The sequence below is a fragment of the Stenotrophomonas maltophilia group sp. Smal12 genome (assembly GCF_037079935.1).
Lineage (GTDB): Bacteria > Pseudomonadota > Gammaproteobacteria > Xanthomonadales > Xanthomonadaceae > Stenotrophomonas > Stenotrophomonas sepilia.
In genome coordinates this window covers 81,533-96,974 of the sequence record NZ_JBAWUK010000010.1, presented here as the reverse complement: position 1 = coordinate 96,974, position 15,442 = coordinate 81,533, and the positions used below count along the sequence as shown (strand labels likewise).

The following is a 15,442-nucleotide window of genomic DNA, read 5'->3' as shown; positions in this document are numbered from 1 at the left end:
CTCAACGCAGCAGCAACGATGGATCGGAGCGGAGGACGCTGCGCACCGCCATGATGCTGGAGAGCATGGCCATCACCGCGACCAGCGCCACGCAGCCCAGGATCACCATCGGCGTCAGCTGCACCGGTACGCGCTGGGTCTGCGCGAGCAACAGCACCACGGTGCTGAAGGCCGCCGCCAGCAACATGCCCACGCCGCCGATCAGCAACGCCTGCTCGAACACCACCCGTGCCAGCGCATAGCGGCCTGCACCGAGTGCATTGAGCGTGGCGTACTCGCGTACCGAGCCGGCCACCACCGAGGCGAACGACTGGTTGGTGATCACCGCACCGACGAAGCAGACGATGACGGCCATGAACAACACGGCGATACCTGCGCCGGTATCGAACAGCCAATACTGCTGCGAACGGCTGGCGAACGCCGGCGCGGTCCAGAACTCGACCGGTGCGGCCTGGCCCATCGACGCGGCCAGGCGGTCACGCACGCGGTCGGCCAGGTCCGGCGAGCGCAGGCCCGCCACGAAATAGGTGCTTCCCGCGTGTGGGTCGGTGCCGGCGATGGCGCGCGCGGTGTCCAGCGAGGCCAGTACGTTGACACCACCAAGGCCCCGCAGGCCCGGTTGTGCAGCGACCACGCGCACCGCCTTGCCATTGATCCAGGCACGGTTGTTCTGCAGGTCCACGCCCAGCGTATCCAGATCGGCGCTGTCGACGATCACCGCACCCGGCTCGCGAAGCTGCGCGCGCAGGTTCGCAGGGAGGATGCGCGCGAACATCATCGCGTCGTCCCGGGTGGAGATGCCGGACAGGTACACCGACACATTGCCGGTGCCCTGCGCGCCGGACCGCCATTCGCCATCGACCCACTCGTAGGGCTCGACGCGGGTGACATCCGGGTCCATGCGCAGATGGCTTTCCACATCCGCGCTGATTGCATGGCCGTAATTGACGCTCTGGGTGCCGGGGAAACCAGCCCAGATATCGGCCGAGGACGCCTTCACGTAGATCGCGGCGGTACCGAAGATGCCCAGCACCAGTGCGGCCTGCACGATCAACAGCACACCGGCGAAACACATCGCCAGCACCACCGGCAGGAACCGGCGCCACTCATAGGCCAGGGTCTTGCGCGCGAGTGCGATCATTGTGGTTCGCCCTCACCCTCGGCAGGCAGCGGGGCACCGCCGAGGGCGCGGTACAGCGATGCAAAGGCCAGCACGCGCGCGCCCTGCGCACCGATCAGGTCGGCCTGCGAGGCCAATGCGGCACGCTGCGTATCCAGCCCGTCGAACTCGCTGGACAGGCCCAGCTGCACCTGCCGCGCCTGCCGCTTGACCTGCTGGTTGGCGGCATCATTGGCCGCACGCAGCGATTGGATGCTGCTGTCCTGGCGCGCCAGGCTACCCAGTGCACCTTCCACTTCGCTAACGCCTTCCAGCACGGCCTTGCGGTAGCCGAGCAAGGCGGCGTCCAGTTGCTTCTCGTCGGCATGGAACCGCGCGCGGCGCTGGCCCCAGTCCCACAGCGGAATATCGATGTACGGGCCGATCGACGGGCTGGAGTCGGAATTGGAACGGGCGTTCTGGGTGAGGTTGTACGCGTACAGGATGGAGCCGCCAAGGCTGACCCGTGGATACATCGCTGCGCGCGCCGAACCCTTGCTGGCCGCTGCCTGCATCAACTCTGATTCAGCCAGCAGGATCTGCGGGCGGTGGCGCAGCAGATCCGCAGGGACCTGCTGCAGCGTGAACGCACCCAGCGTCGGCGGCGTGCGATAGGCGTGCCAGGCCGGATCCGGACGCTCCCGGCCCAGCAGCAATGCCAGCGCACGGGCGGCGTTGTCGGCGTTTTCCCGCGCCTGCGCGATGGCCGCACGGGTGGCCGCCTGCCGCGCGCGCAGCCGTTCCAGCTCGCCCGGCTCATCCAGACGCAGCCGCTGACGGACCAGCGCCAGCTGTTCGCCGCGGTCGTCCACGGCCTGATGTCGGGCCAGCAGGTCCTGCTGGGCCTGGGCCACGGTCAGGTCGACATAACTGCGCACCACGTCGGCGATCACCGCCACCTGCGCGGCATTGCGCAACGCCTCGGCATTGCCGGCCGAGGCCTGCGCGCTGAGATGGGCACTCTCGGCGGCACCGAACAGGCCCAGGTCCCAGATCGCTTCGATGCCTGCATGGAAATAGGTGTCGACCGCGGCGGCGTCCTGTACCTGCTTGGCGCTGGCCGAGATCTCCGGCAGGAAGCGCGAATCCGAGGCGCCGGCGACGATCCGCACTGCCTGCAGGCGCAACGTGGCCTGCTGCAGATCAAGGTTGCCGGCGATGGCCTGCTCGACCAGGCCGTCCAGCGCCGGGTCGGCCAGCACCTTCCACCACTGCCTGGCGTCCACCGCCACACCCTGCCCCTGCGGCACCTGGGTCCAGGTGCTGGGTGTGCGGTCAGGCAGGTCCGGGACGGACACCGACATGCAACCCGCCAAGGCCAGGGTTGCCAACAACGCGCCGGGGCGCAGCACTGCCTGCAGGGAGAGTTCACGCCCTGTCCTGGGCACTGCCACTGAAGTGATACGCCTGACCACCAGCCCGCCAACGTGTAGAAGGAGCAAGAAGGCTACCGTGCGATTGTGGAGCGAACATGGAGAATTGGTCCGAAAACGGTCACAACAAGCGTGCGGTTCAGGCAACGCCGACCCAGCCTTTCACTACGCTTTCAATGCGTTCCCGGCACGGAACACTGGACGACTTTCACGGCGTATTGCACATTGCGGCAATTCCTTGCTTCGATGCTGCACGAGCATGAAACACCCTCGCCGTTGGCTGCTGATTGGCTCGATCACGACAGCGACTGTCGGTGTGATCGTGCTCGTCCTGACCACCCCACTGGTCTCGAACGCCCTGCTGCTACTGATGGAGCGCAGCAACTTCATTCCCGCCGAATCCTCGATCCTCACCTTCGAGCCGTATGCGATCAACGACGGTTCGTCGAACTACTGGTTGTATGGGAAGGACCGCACCTACTACTACCACTTCACCTACGAGATGACGTTCCCTACGTCTACATCCCGCAGGACAACAGCTCCCCCGGTTTCGACCGGCAGAATGCCCGGACCTGGTGCAGCGCCCTGCCCGGCAAGGCACGCTGGCGCGGTGGTGGTGCAACCGGTGTGACAAACGAAAAACGCTCCCTTTCGGGAGCGTTCTTCTTGAATCTGGAGCGGGAAACGAGTCATGCACTAGAGCGCTAAGTCTCTGTTTCCCAATCACTTTCTCCACTGTGGTGATCAGCGAAGAACTCAATTATAGCCTTGTTTTTCGCCCTCGGCAACAAAGTTCATCCAACCACTTCCACCAGCGTCCAAGGATGATCCATCCACCCGTCGTTACGCCTGATGCGTCCAGCTGCTGAGCGGGTTCGCTATCGAACTCCAACTTGCGACGATCATGACTTGCGCTCGCTCCGCAGGCAGCGCGGGGTGGTGTCGCGTGGACTACCTGGCACCTGGACGGCTGTAGGACACAACCGCCGGCATCGGAACACCGCAAGTACTCATCTTTACATCGCTGCGGCTAACTTCGCCGGAGCGCAACGCGGCGCCAGTGTAGTGGCAGCCAGCCTCAACGAAGGCGTGCAGCAATCCGGTTCATCTGCTCGATCTCCGCGCGCTGGCCATCGGAAATCGCTTGGCATAGGTTGACGAGTTCCGGATCTGAGAGCTGCGCCTCGCGGCACATGAGGATCGCTCCCGAATGGTGCGGGACCATAGACGCGATGAACTGTCGATCGCCGATTCCGGTTTGAGCACGGGTAGCGGCAAAAGAACCGAGTGTGAGAACGGCAAACAAGCCGTACAGCACGAGATTGAGCCGCCGGTTTGGAAACATGCCGGGCATTGTCGCTAGCATGAAGATGCCCATTGGCGCCCACATAGTGACCGCCATGTAGAGCATGTTGAGATTGTTTCTGAAGTCCCTGGCGCCGTCGATCATGCTGAACATTACGAAGTACATGACGACGAGGCCCAACACCATGTTCACCCAGAACTTGGCGTATGGTCGGCCGTGCTTACCCATCTGACCGGATGTGTGATGTTGATGTTCATGGGAATGTTCAGCCATCTCCGTCTCCTATGTGCTGGGGCAACCTGGCAGGGTCACTGGTACTGCGGCAGATACTTTGTCGATATATCAGCATGTGGAGCGATGCATCACTAACCGCTGATTTCCAGTCCCCAACTGGACGTAGGGGCGTCGAACGCTTCAACTCGCTGGTCTTGAACCGTCTGGATATCAGACCATACCAAATCGGTCTTGATGGGCTTTGCGCCACCTATGACGCTGGTACCGTGAGCGCCAATATCGAGCTTGCGTCCTCATCGCTCGATGGGCCGGCAACTGATCGATTCTTGCATATCAAGCAAGACAAGGCCACCTGCGGCGGACGCCAATGGCCTCCTCCGCCTTCGCTTAGGGCATCGCCTCAAGCGTCCGTCGCAGGCCATAACGACACAACAGCCCTTGGGCAAGAAAGGAGCCGGTGATGTAGCGCACCCGAAAGGAGACGAAGACATGCACAAGGACATTTCAACATCAAAGGTGTTCTATCGTCCCATCGAGGCGGCCATCCGATGGGCTGGGTTGCTGCGGTATCTCCCGATGATCCTGGCCACGATCGCGTCACCGCGTGTCCTGCCTCGGTCGCTGAACTGCCCTCGATGGAATGAGTGCCGGCTGCACTCGGAACGTATCTATGACGGCATCCTCAACGGAGAGCTGCCCTACGGCAAGAACGGGATCACGCTCAATGATCCGAACCTGCTCAATTCTCTGGATCTGACTGTTCGCCATGTCGATCTAAAACGCTGGATGCGCACCCACTATCCCGAGCACCGGCCAGGATTTCTGTTCAGCCGTGGCGAACGCATGGCGCATCCTTTCATCACCATGGAAACAGGACAGGCGATCCTCGTGGAGCGGCTGGCCCTTCAGGCCGCGCTTGAACAAGCCCGACGTGAGATGCGAGAACTGCAGGAGCAGCACGACACGCTACTCAAGCAATCCTCGGTGCTGTTGGCATCCAAGCAATGCGAGATCAGCGAACGGGCGGAAACGACCTATCTCAACATCATTGGAGGGATGTTGACGCTGATGCTGAGCCAGTCGCCTTCAGGCGTGCCCTATTCCAGCTTCAAAACGCAGGAGGCCCTTGTCTCTGCATTGGTCGCCCACTACGGCGGCACCATGGGCATCACTGAGCGCACCTTAAACGGAAAGTTCGCCAACGCTAAGAGGTACGTTCGTAGCGCAAGCGCATGAGGTTATCCAGCTTGTATGTGCAATCGCGGAGATTGCATTTGCAATGTCTTTCCGCAGCCAGGTCTATTGAATAGAGGTCACGCCAACAAACGCCACCGAGCGTTCAGGAGTGACCGCCATGTCGCAGACCCCTGTACTCCCGCCGAACGAGCGCCGCATCCTGCGGCTCGATGAAGTCGAAGCGAAGTCCGGCTTCAAACGCGCCCACATCTACAACCTGATGAAGAAGCGCCAGTTCCCTCAGGCGCTGCGCCTGGGCGTGCGCGCTGTCGGCTGGGATTCGATCGAAATCGACCAGTGGATCGCCGAGCGCCTCAACCACCGGACCTGACCCGCTCTCCCGCGGACTTCCCATTCCCAGCCGGAGAGCGCCATGCAGGTCGTGTCCATCATTTCAACGAAGGGCGGCGTCGGCAAGACCACGACGGCCGCCAACCTGGGCGGGCTCGCCGCGGACGCGGGCCTGCGCGTGCTGCTGCTCGATCTCGACGTGCAGCCCACCTTGTCCTCCTACTACGAACTGACCCAGCGCGCGCCGGGCGGCATCTATGAGCTGTTGGCCTTCAACGAGCGCGACCTTGGCCAGCTCGTGTCCCGCACGATAATCGCGGGCCTGGACCTGGTGCTGTCCGACGACCACCGGGGCGAGCTGAACACGTTGTTGCTGCATGCGCCGGATGGCCGCCTGCGGTTGCGGCATCTGCTGCCAGCACTTGCTCCCCTCTACGACCTGGTGCTGATCGACACCCAGGGCGCGCGTTCCGTGCTGCTGGAGATGGCGGTGCTCGCCTCCGATCTCGCGCTGTCGCCCGTCACGCCGGAGATCCTCGCGGCACGCGAGCTGCGGCGCGGCACCATGCAGTTGCTCGAAGACATTGCGCCGTACCGGCACCTGGGCATCGAACCGCCGCCGCTGCACTTGCTCATCAACCGCGTCCACCCGGTGTCCGCCAACGCACGGCTGATCCAGCAGGCCTTGCGCGACCTGTTCCAGGACAGCGCCGGCATCCGCGTGCTCGCCACCGACGTGCCGGCCATAGAAGCGTATCCACGTGCCGCAACGCGCGGCCTGCCGGTGCATCGGGTCGAGCACCGCCAGCCGCCCGGCAGAGTCGCCCCTGCCGCGCTCGACACGATGCGCGCGCTCGCCAGCGAGTTGTTCCCGCAATGGCAGGACCGACTCGCTCAAGTATCCGGCCGCCCGCAGCGACCTCTTGATCCTGGGAGGCCCCATGGCGAACGCACATGAGCTGGCCCGCGGCCACAAGCGGCTGCGCGCCCTGATCGAGTTCGCGGTCGGTGAGGGCTGGCACGTCAAGCGCACGCCGGGCGGGCACCTCAAGTTCACCAAGGCCGGCTGCGCGGCGATCTACACGAGTTCGACAGCGAGTGACCACCGGGCCGAATTGAACGCCCGTGCGCAGATCCGCCGCGCCGAGCGAGAGGCCCGCATGGCGCCGGCCGGCGGTCGTGGGGACTGCGAGGGGTGCGGCCATGGCTGACATGACCTCGCAGGACATGGCAGGCAAGCTGCTCGCGGCCGGCTTCGAGCGCAGCGGCCCAGCGGCTACGGCCTTGAGCGACCCGATCGCGGACACGCCCATGGTCGTGACGCTGGACCAGTTGCGGCCCTACGACCATGACCCGCGCATGAAGCGCAACCCGGCTTACGAGGAAATCAAGGCATCCATCCGCGAGCGCGGCCTGGACGCGGCGCCGGCCATCACGCGCAGGCCCGGCGAGGACCACTACATCATCCGCAACGGCGGCAACACGCGACTGGCGATCCTGCGCGAACTCTGGTCGGAGACCAAGGAAGAACGCTTCTTCCGCATATCGTGCCTGTTCCGACCATGGCCGGAGCGCGGTGAAATCGTCGCGCTGACCGGGCATCTTGCCGAGAACGAACTGCGCGGCGGCCTCACGTTCATCGAGCGCGCGCTCGGCGTCGAGAAAGCACGGGAGTTCTACGAGCAGGAGAGCGGCGCCGCCCTGAGCCAGTCGGAACTGGCCCGCCGCCTGGCGGCCGATGGCTTCCCCGTCCAGCGGTCGCACATCACCCGCATGGCCGACGCGGTGCGCTACCTGCTGCCCGCCATTCCCACTGTGCTCTATGGCGGCCTGGGGCGCCACCAGGTCGAGCGGCTGTCGGTCATGCGCACGGCCTGCAAACGCACCTGGGAGCACTACGCCAAGGACCGTTCGCTGCCGCTGGACTTCGACAGTTTCTTTCAGGAGGTGCTGGCGCAGTTCGACACGCAGGGCGACGAGTTCGCGCCGCAGCGCGTGCAAGACGAGCTGATCGGCCAGATGTCCGAGCTGCTGGGCATCGGCTACGACGTGCTGGCGCTGGACCTGACCGAATCGGAAAGCCGCCACCGGGCGCTGGTCAGTGACCCGACGCCACCTGCGGCGCAGCCGGCGTTGCCTTCGCCCACCGCCGGCACGCCGACTCCGCCGGGCGCAGCATCGTCCATCGCCACGCCTGCAGCGGCGGCCGGTCCTCCACCCGCCAGCCCTCCGGCGTCCGAGCCCACCTTGCGCCACGACGACACGGCGGTTGGCGAAGCGGCCACGGGAAGCCAGCCGGCCGCACCGGGCGATCTGCTTCGCGAGCACATCGTCTCGCCAGCACCGACGACAGAACGGCTCCAATCGATCCAGCGCATGGTCGCCGACCAGTTGGGCGATGCGCTGCCGCCCGACTTCTCGGCGAGCGTGCTGCAGTCCATCCCGGTGCAACTCGGCGGACTCTATCCGATCTCCGACGTCTGGTACATCGACGCCGGCCTGGACACGCCCGATCGGCTGCGCATCCACATCGCGCAGTTCGCGCGCGAGATCGCCGGGGAGGCAGGCCTGGACGAGTGCATCGAGGATCGCGCCGATGGCATCGGGTTTGCGTGCCGCGCCCGCGGCCAAGCCCCGTCGCCGCTCGGCCGCGCGGTGCTGACGCTGCTCACTTCCCTGACGGGTCAGCCCGTCGCCGAAGCGGGCCTGGACGGCGCGCAGCTCGCCGCCGACCTGCCGACCCTGTTGCACGGCCAGAGCCAAGGCCATGGCAGCGGCGCAAGGCGCTTGAGCGACACGGCGTTGGTCAAGCTCTTTCGGCTGCTGCGCCTCGCCCGGCGTCTGCTGGACCTGGAAGCCGGCACCACGGCGCCCGGGACGTGAGCGAGGGAGGCCGCATGTCCACATCGCATCCGCTCAACCAGGCCGTGATTGCCCAGGCGCTGTATGACCTTCGCAACGGCCAACTGCGCCGCTGCAAGGCCATGGGCTTCGGCGAGGCCGAGCTGGATGCGCTCAAGCACCCCGCGCTGATCAGCGTGCTGGCCAACGCCAGCGTCTCGTGGTGCTCGGTCACGGTCAACCGCGAAGTGCTGCAGCGCCTGCTCAACCAGGCACAGGACGTGGAGAAGGAAATCGCCACGGTCGATCGCATGCTGCGGCTGGGGGCCAGCACGGAGATGGTCAGCCGCTTCTATGGCCTGACCCATCAGGAAGTCGCCCTGCGGCGGGAGATCCTCGGCCTGCCCAAGCGCAAGGGGCGCCACCCCGTCCTGGACGAGACCCAGGACACCGAACTGTGGCGGCAATGGAAAGCCGTGACCAGCAGCAGGAACGTCGATCTGGAGGACGAGACCTCGATTCTCGATGCGGCCATGGACCTGGCCGAGGGCATGTCGCTGCCGCTCTCGGTGGTCTGGGCCGCGATCAGGAACTGGGTCGATCAGGGATTGGGCTAGGCCATGGCCGTGGACGACACCGCCCCACGAGCCCAGCGCCCTGGCCCCATCGCACTCGCCGACCTGTTCGACGCTGCGCTGAAGGACCTCGCGCCCAAGTCCAGCTCTGGCGCTCCCGCGTCCCTGCCTGCTCCAACGCCCACGCCTCCTACGTCCGGCGACGCCTTCCTGTTCAGTGGCAATCGGCACGGGAGCGTGCCGCGGCGGCTGTTCCTCGACCGCCGCCTGACACCGCTGGAGCGCAACGCCTGGCAGGTGTTCCGATTGATGCTCAACGACGATGGCGTCACGGCATTTCCCACCTATGAGCAGTTGCGCCCCTGGCTGGCGTCGATGCCCTGCGCAGGCCAGGCCTCCCATGAGACCGTGGCGCGGGCGCTGACGCTGCTGCGCCTGACGCGCTGGCTGAGCCTCGTGCGACGACGGCGCGACCCCAAGACCGGTCGCATCCTCGGCAACCTCTACGTCCTGCACGACGAACCGCTGACGCCGTTCGAGGCGATGCAACTCGACGCCGACTACCTGGCCCTGGTCAGCCAGTCGCTGGGGCATTCGGCCAAGGCCGTCCAGGTGGTGGGACTCAACACCCTCCAGGAGATCGCGGACGACCCGATGCTGTCCGGACGCACCTTGCCGTCGCGGCTGCAAGTGCTCGCCGAGCGCCTGGCCGACCAGGGCATCACCGCCTCCGAAAGTTATCCACAGGAGGATGCGGTCCACGATTCCGAAGAAGGGCCCGCGAGCCTTCTTCGGAATGGCGATCGCCCATCTTCGGAATCCGAAGCAGGGCCGAAACCCGCGCCAGACGGCGCTCTTCGGAATTCGAAGCAGGACCGTACAGTACGTAGTAGTCATATTGATGAAGTACGTACTACCGCGCAGGCGCGTGCGCTGGGCGACCTGCAATGGCCCAAGCGCTTCGCGGAACTGAAGGCGGAACAGCAGGCCGGAGCCAAGATGGCGTTGCAGCAGGTGGACGCTGCCCTGCGGCAGGCCGTGCTGGACGAATGGGCCGCACGGTGCGGCAAGCATGGCATCCGCAACCCCGCCGGTTATCTGTTCGGCATCATCCAGCGCGCCATGCGCGGCGAGTTCAATGCCTGGGCCAAGCAGACCGGCCCGGCACCGCCAACACCATCGGCGGCGCGAGCGCCACCAACCGAGCCGCCGCGCAACGTCGTGCCGCCCGAGGTGGCCCGGCAGCACATCGAGCGCCTGCGCGATCTGCTGCGCAAATCCTGAGCACAGGGCTTGTCAAAGCCGTGAAGTAGATCTCCATGGCGGTCGGCAGAAACGGTCCCCTGGGGACGGCTGTGCGGTGAAGCGCCGGGCGACGGCGCGACATGCTGCGCAAAACCTGAGTAGAGCGCATGCAAGACCATGAAGCAGACCTCCATGGCGCTCAACGGAACGGTCCCCTGGGGACGGCTGCGCGGCGAAGGATCGTGTCGAACGGCAGCGCGACGTGCGGTGCAGCACGCATACCGTCAACAACCGAGGACGGGAACGCCGATGTGAGTGCCCATCTGCGGAGCGGTCCCCAGGGGACCGTTGCGCGCTGCGCCGCCAGCGCGCACAGAACCGGGGGTCGGCTCATTTCGGTTTGTTGACTGACTGCCTTCCGCTGCATGCGGATGCTGGCGGCTCCCTGTCCACCAGCGAGCGATCACCATGGCAACCAGCAACGAACCATTGCAACTCAACCTCGGCTCCCTGCGCAGCGCGATGTCGCTGACGCTGCACACCCACCACGCCTCGCGCATCTGGCATGGCCGCGCCGCCGCCGAGGGGCGACCGGGCATCGTCGGCCTGAACGGCTACATCGCCGTCATGAACAAGATGAAGCGCGGCTCGGAGCAGGACGACCCATACAGCGACTGGTGGATGCTTCGCATCGAAGACAAGCTCGACCAGACCAGGACCACGCTGCAGACGCTGCGCGACCAGGTGGACCAGGCCCTGGCCGGCGTGCCCGCCGCGTTGACCCTGGGCGAGAACCTCAACGTGCAGCCCGTCAAGCTTCCGCTGTTCGTCAATGCGCAGTTGGGCTTTGCCGCCGTCTATCTCCTGGCCGACTACGACGACATCGCGCGCAAGCTGATCCTCGCCCACCACACCGCGCTGATCGATCGCTCGACGTTGGAGCGCTGGCTCAACGAAGGTGCCCACGCGCTGCGCAGCCTGTTCAGCCTGGCCCAGCAATACCGCTACTCGGGCTGCACCCGCGACGACTTCGCGGCCAAGAACGCCGCAGCTCGGGCAGCATTGGAGAAGTTCGGCGAACTGCCGCAGGACGTGCTGGAAGGCATGCGCCGCTCGAAGTTTGCGCCGCCCGTCGTGCGCCGTGGTCTGCAACAGCGTGGTGATAGCGCTGCCGCAGCCGCATCTCCCACCGACGAAGGCGCTGCCGCCGATTCGGCCGAGGCCAAGTCCACAGCCGCCGGCGAGGACGAACCGGCATGAGCGACCCGAACCGCGAACCGCGCTACTTCCGTCGTCTGGAACAGCCAGCCTTCATGCGGCTGGAACACGCGGCCTCTCTAAAAGGCCTTTTAAAGCCTTTTAAAGGTAAAGGGGACTTCGAGGCCTGGGCCAGCCAGTGCTTCGCCATGCGCGACGAGTTGATTGCCCTGGCGCAGCGACAGGTGCTGCCACAGGCGTGCGGGCATCCCTTCCACCTGCTTCCCGTCGAGCTGGCCCAGCAGACCACTGGCGCAGGCACGACCTTTCTTCGCTGGCGCAAGCACGATCGATCGGCCATGGGCGTGGCGTTGTGGCAGGAGCTGATGGCGAGCCCCAGCACGCCGGTCAACCTGCTGCACGACCTGCACGAGATCGAACTGCAGCGCGTCATGCTGAACATGCAGATCAGCCTGCTGCACACCCTGGGCAGGCAAGCACAGGAATGCGCCAGCAAGGCCGCGCAGGCGGACAACACCTACCTGCGCCGGCTCGCGTCCGTTCCTGCCGCAGTGCGCGATCGGTGATTGCGCCTGCCATCCGAGCACGCGCCCGAGCCCAACGAGGCACGGGTATTTCAACCACCACGGAGATTCCAACATGAGCACACAATTCATCGGCGAGGGCAACATCGGATCGCCTCCCGAGTACCGCGAATTCCCCAATGGCAACGACGATCCTCGCCGGTTGCTCCGGCTGAACGTGTACTTCGACAACCCCGTCCCCACCAAGGGCGGCGAGTTCGAGGACCGCGGCGGCTTCTGGGCGCCGGTGGAACTCTGGCACCACGACGCCGACCGCTGGCAGCAGCTCTACCAGAAGGGCATGCGGGTGCTGGTCGTCGGCCGCATGGAGCGCGACCCCTGGACGGACAACGAAGATCAGCCGCGTGAGACTTGGCAGGTCAACGCGCGCAGTGTCGGCATCCTGCCGTACCGCATCGAGTCTGTGGCCCTCAGCCCGAAGCCACAGGAGGCAGAGCCGAAGCCCCAGGCCACCCAGGAATCGACGGCGCCGAAAGAGACCAAGCGCAGGAAGTGATCGGGCATGGAGGGCGGCTGCCGCAGTGCTTCGCCGCCCTCCATGCGCTGCGAATTATCCCCAGGGGATAGCTCCACCAACGTCCACCGAGTTCCACGCGCGCTCCCGGAAATCGCGGCTCTCGGCCCGCACACTTCCGGCCACGCACCTTCCCCGCACTCGCCATTTCATCGGCGTGAAAGCGGTCGCTGCCGCATGCGGCTTGTTTGCTGCTGCCAGGGGCTGCGCTCGGCATCCTCGATCCCAGCAACTCCATGAACAACAGGAATCGGGATGGACGGATATGCGGCTGTTCTTGTGCGAGAAACCCTCCCAGGGCAAAGACATTGGCCGGATTCTCGGCGCCACGCAGCGCGGTGAAGGCTGCCTCAACGGTTCCGGCGTCACGGTCACCTGGTGCATCGGCCATCTCGTGGAGGCGGCGCCGCCCGAGGCCTACGACGAGCAGCTCAAACGATGGTCCGTTGAGCAGTTGCCCATCATTCCCCAGCACTGGCGGGTCGAGGTCAAACCGAAGACCGCCACGCAATTCAAGGTCGTCAAGGCGCTCTTGGCGAAGGCGACTCACCTGGTTATCGCCACCGATGCCGACCGCGAGGGCGAATTGATCGCCCGCGAGATCGTGGAGCTTTGCGGCTACCGCGGCCCCATCGAACGCCTGTGGCTGTCGGCGCTCAACGATGCGTCCATTCGGGCGGCACTGGGCCAGCTGCGGCCTTCGGCCGAGACGCTTTCGATGTACCACTCGGCGCTGGCGCGCTCCCGTGCGGATTGGCTCGTGGGCATGAACCTGAGCCGGCTGTTCACGGTGCTAGGGCGACAGGCGGGTTACGACGGCGTGCTGTCGGTCGGCCGCGTACAGACCCCGACGCTCAAGCTCGTTGTGGACCGCGACCGCGAGATCGCGCGCTTCGTGTCCGTACCATACTGGGCCATCGCCGTGTCCCTGTTCGCAGGCGGTTCGACTTTCGCCGCGCAATGGGTTCCACCCGATGCGTGCACCGACGACGCAGGCCGCTGCCTGCGGCAGCCGGTCGCACAGCAGACCATGCAGCAGATCCGCGCTGCGGGCAGTGCCCACGTCGTGTCGGTGGAGACTGAGCGTGTCCGCGAAGGCCCGCCGCTGCCGTTCGACCTGGGCACCTTGCAGGAAGTGTGTTCCAAGCAGCTTGGGCTGGACGTGCAGGAAACCTTGGAGATTGCCCAAGCCCTGTACGAGACGCACAAGGCCACGACGTACCCCCGCTCGGACTCCGGCTACCTGCCCGAGAGCATGTTTGCCGAAGTGCCCACCGTTCTCGACAGCCTGCTCAAGACCGATCCCTCGCTGCGCTCGATCATGGGCCAGCTCGACCGCTCGCAGCGCTCGCGCGCCTGGAACGATGGCAAGGTCACGGCGCACCACGGCATCATCCCGACGCTCGAACCGGCGAAGCTCTCCGCCATGAGCGAGAAGGAACTGGCCGTGTACAGGCTCATCCGGTCGCATTACCTGGCGCAGTTCCTCCCTCACCACGAGTTCGACCGCACTGTGGCCAAGTTTTCGTGCGGGGGGCAGAACCTGGCGGCCACGGGCAAGCAGGTTGTCATCCCGGGTTGGCGCCAGGTGCTCGCCGAGCCGCAGGCCGAAGACGGTGATGGCGAGGGCGATACTGCGGTCCGCGCCCAGGTGCTGCCCGCGCTGCCGAAACTGTATGAGGGCCTGGCATGCCAGGTGGCCGACGTCGATCTCAAGGCACTCAAGACGCTGCCGCCCAAACCGTACACGCAAGGCGAGTTGGTCAAGTCCATGAAAGGCGTCGCCAAGCTGGTGTCCGATCCCCGCCTGAAGCAGAAGCTCAAGGATACGGTTGGCATCGGCACCGAAGCGACGCGGGCCAACATCATCGGCGGCCTGATCGCTCGCGGCTACCTCGTGAAGAAGGGGCGCGCCATCCGCGCCTCGGATGCGGCTTTCACTTTGATCGATGCCGTGCCTGCGGCGATTGCCGACCCTGGCACCACCGCCGTCTGGGAACAGGCGCTCGACATGATCGAGGCCGGACAGCTCACCCTGGACGTGTTCATCGGCAAGCAGGCCGCGTGGATTTCGCAGTTGATTGCGCAGTACGGCAGCGCCTCCCTGTCCATCAAGGTTCCCCAAGGGCCGGCATGCCCGCAGTGCGGAGCACCCACGCGCCAGCGCAGCGGCAAGAGCGGCCCGTTCTGGTCGTGCAGCCGCTACCCGGACTGCAAAGGCACGCTGCCAGTCGAATCCGGCAGCTCCAAGCGCGGCGCCTCGCGCCCGCGCCGTAGCGGCCGCAAAGGCTCCTGACCGCCCCCGTTCCCCGTGAGCCGTGCCCGCCTTCGGCGGCGTGGCCCCTGTCCCGCACTCCGCCGCATGCCCTGCGGGACGCCCAGCGCGCAACGCCTTCTTGATCCGTGTGCGCGTCCCGCCCAGCCGTCCCCGGCCGCGGGACCTGAAGGTAGCTTCTCTGCGAGCCGCACCACGCGCGTTCTGTTGATCTGCGTTTCTTCCGCCCTCTGCGAAGGGTCTCCCGGTGGCTTGCCAGGCTGCACGAGCCACCGGGAGACCCTTCGTGGTCAGCGGTAATCGGTGCCGGTGCCCGCCGGTGCAAAAACGGGCTCCCTTTGTGCGCGGATGTGCGCCAGACGATGCCGGCCCCAGCCACGACATGGGCCGGGTGTGATTGCTTGATGAGCAGATGGTTCTAGCGACGACCGGGCCTGCCAATCAGCCCACGGGTGGTTCCTCTTTTCTCCCGAGCCGAAGGCCGTTGGGCCTTCGGCGCCATTCTCCTGCCCATCAACGTCCCGGCCCGGCCATTGGCCTGGGCCACACGAACAGGAGAGACGACATGCACCCTCAACCTTGCGCACCGCT

15 protein-coding genes are annotated in these 15,442 nt (G+C 65.7%); 12 read left to right on the top strand and 3 right to left on the bottom strand.

The features are described 5' to 3' along the window. Position 1 precedes the first annotated feature (1 nt). Positions 2 to 1,141 carry an ABC transporter permease gene (locus WDC87_RS06690; protein ID WP_088497728.1) on the bottom strand — a complete coding sequence of 380 codons (1,140 nt, stop codon included), beginning with the start codon at positions 1,139 to 1,141 and terminating at the stop codon, positions 2 to 4. Next, positions 1,138 to 2,601 (bottom strand): efflux transporter outer membrane subunit, encoded by a 1,464-nt coding sequence (locus WDC87_RS06685; RefSeq protein ID WP_252745541.1) that lies wholly within the window; start codon positions 2,599 to 2,601, stop codon positions 1,138 to 1,140. Before WDC87_RS06685 ends, WDC87_RS06690 begins: the two co-directional genes overlap by 4 nt. A gap of 190 nt (positions 2,602 to 2,791) precedes the next feature. On the opposite strand from WDC87_RS06685, the gene WDC87_RS06680 reads away from it, so the two are divergent. Further along, on the top strand, positions 2,792 to 3,163 hold the full coding sequence (locus tag WDC87_RS06680; protein ID WP_072166733.1) for a hypothetical protein: 372 nt from the start codon (positions 2,792 to 2,794) through the stop codon (positions 3,161 to 3,163). Positions 3,164 to 3,610: 447 nt separating this feature from the next. Here WDC87_RS06680 and WDC87_RS06675 read toward each other — a convergent pair whose 3' ends face one another. Continuing rightward, positions 3,611 to 4,111 (bottom strand): DUF305 domain-containing protein, encoded by a 501-nt coding sequence (locus tag WDC87_RS06675; RefSeq protein WP_003098996.1) that lies wholly within the window; start codon positions 4,109 to 4,111, stop codon positions 3,611 to 3,613. A gap of 450 nt (positions 4,112 to 4,561) precedes the next feature. Here WDC87_RS06675 and WDC87_RS06670 point away from each other — a divergent pair, with 450 nt between their 5' ends. The 11 genes from WDC87_RS06670 to WDC87_RS06620 all read left to right on the top strand — a co-directional run bounded on the left by WDC87_RS06670 (position 4,562) and on the right by WDC87_RS06620 (position 14,872). Continuing rightward, positions 4,562 to 5,308: a hypothetical protein gene (locus tag WDC87_RS06670; protein ID WP_003098991.1), complete on the top strand. Its 747-nt coding sequence runs from the start codon at positions 4,562 to 4,564 to the stop codon at positions 5,306 to 5,308. A gap of 118 nt (positions 5,309 to 5,426) precedes the next feature. After that, a complete protein-coding gene (locus tag WDC87_RS06665) occupies positions 5,427 to 5,639 on the top strand; it encodes an AlpA family transcriptional regulator (protein WP_003090093.1) in 213 nt (70 codons plus the stop codon). A 42-nt stretch (positions 5,640 to 5,681) separates the two neighbouring features. Next, a complete protein-coding gene (locus WDC87_RS06660) occupies positions 5,682 to 6,557 on the top strand; it encodes a ParA family protein (RefSeq protein WP_003098988.1) in 876 nt (291 codons plus the stop codon). After that, positions 6,541 to 6,810, top strand: coding sequence for a hypothetical protein (locus tag WDC87_RS06655; RefSeq protein ID WP_003050422.1), 270 nt, complete (start codon positions 6,541 to 6,543; stop codon positions 6,808 to 6,810). The genes WDC87_RS06660 and WDC87_RS06655 overlap by 17 nt, the downstream gene beginning before the upstream one ends. Beyond that, positions 6,803 to 8,482 (top strand): ParB family protein, encoded by a 1,680-nt coding sequence (locus tag WDC87_RS06650; RefSeq protein WP_003098985.1) that lies wholly within the window; start codon positions 6,803 to 6,805, stop codon positions 8,480 to 8,482. The genes WDC87_RS06655 and WDC87_RS06650 overlap by 8 nt, the downstream gene beginning before the upstream one ends. A 14-nt stretch (positions 8,483 to 8,496) precedes the next feature. After that, positions 8,497 to 9,057, top strand: coding sequence for a DUF2857 domain-containing protein (locus WDC87_RS06645; RefSeq protein WP_003090097.1), 561 nt, complete (start codon positions 8,497 to 8,499; stop codon positions 9,055 to 9,057). Positions 9,058 to 9,060: 3 nt separating this feature from the next. After that, complete coding sequence (locus tag WDC87_RS06640; RefSeq protein WP_005408896.1) at positions 9,061 to 10,299, top strand: STY4528 family pathogenicity island replication protein; 1,239 nt, start codon at positions 9,061 to 9,063, stop codon at positions 10,297 to 10,299. Between the two features lie 429 nt (positions 10,300 to 10,728). Further along, on the top strand, positions 10,729 to 11,520 hold the full coding sequence (locus WDC87_RS06635; RefSeq protein WP_003098981.1) for a PFL_4669 family integrating conjugative element protein: 792 nt from the start codon (positions 10,729 to 10,731) through the stop codon (positions 11,518 to 11,520). After that, on the top strand, positions 11,517 to 12,044 hold the full coding sequence (locus tag WDC87_RS06630; RefSeq protein WP_003098978.1) for a DUF3158 family protein: 528 nt from the start codon (positions 11,517 to 11,519) through the stop codon (positions 12,042 to 12,044). Before WDC87_RS06635 ends, WDC87_RS06630 begins: the two co-directional genes overlap by 4 nt. 73 nt (positions 12,045 to 12,117) lie before the next feature. After that, the gene (locus WDC87_RS06625) at positions 12,118 to 12,558 is read left to right on the top strand and encodes a single-stranded DNA-binding protein (RefSeq protein WP_003098976.1); all 441 of its coding nucleotides are present in this window, start codon (positions 12,118 to 12,120) and stop codon (positions 12,556 to 12,558) included. Between the two features lie 283 nt (positions 12,559 to 12,841). After that, positions 12,842 to 14,872 (top strand): DNA topoisomerase III, encoded by a 2,031-nt coding sequence (locus WDC87_RS06620; protein WP_003098974.1) that lies wholly within the window; start codon positions 12,842 to 12,844, stop codon positions 14,870 to 14,872. Positions 14,873 to 15,442 lie beyond the last annotated feature (570 nt).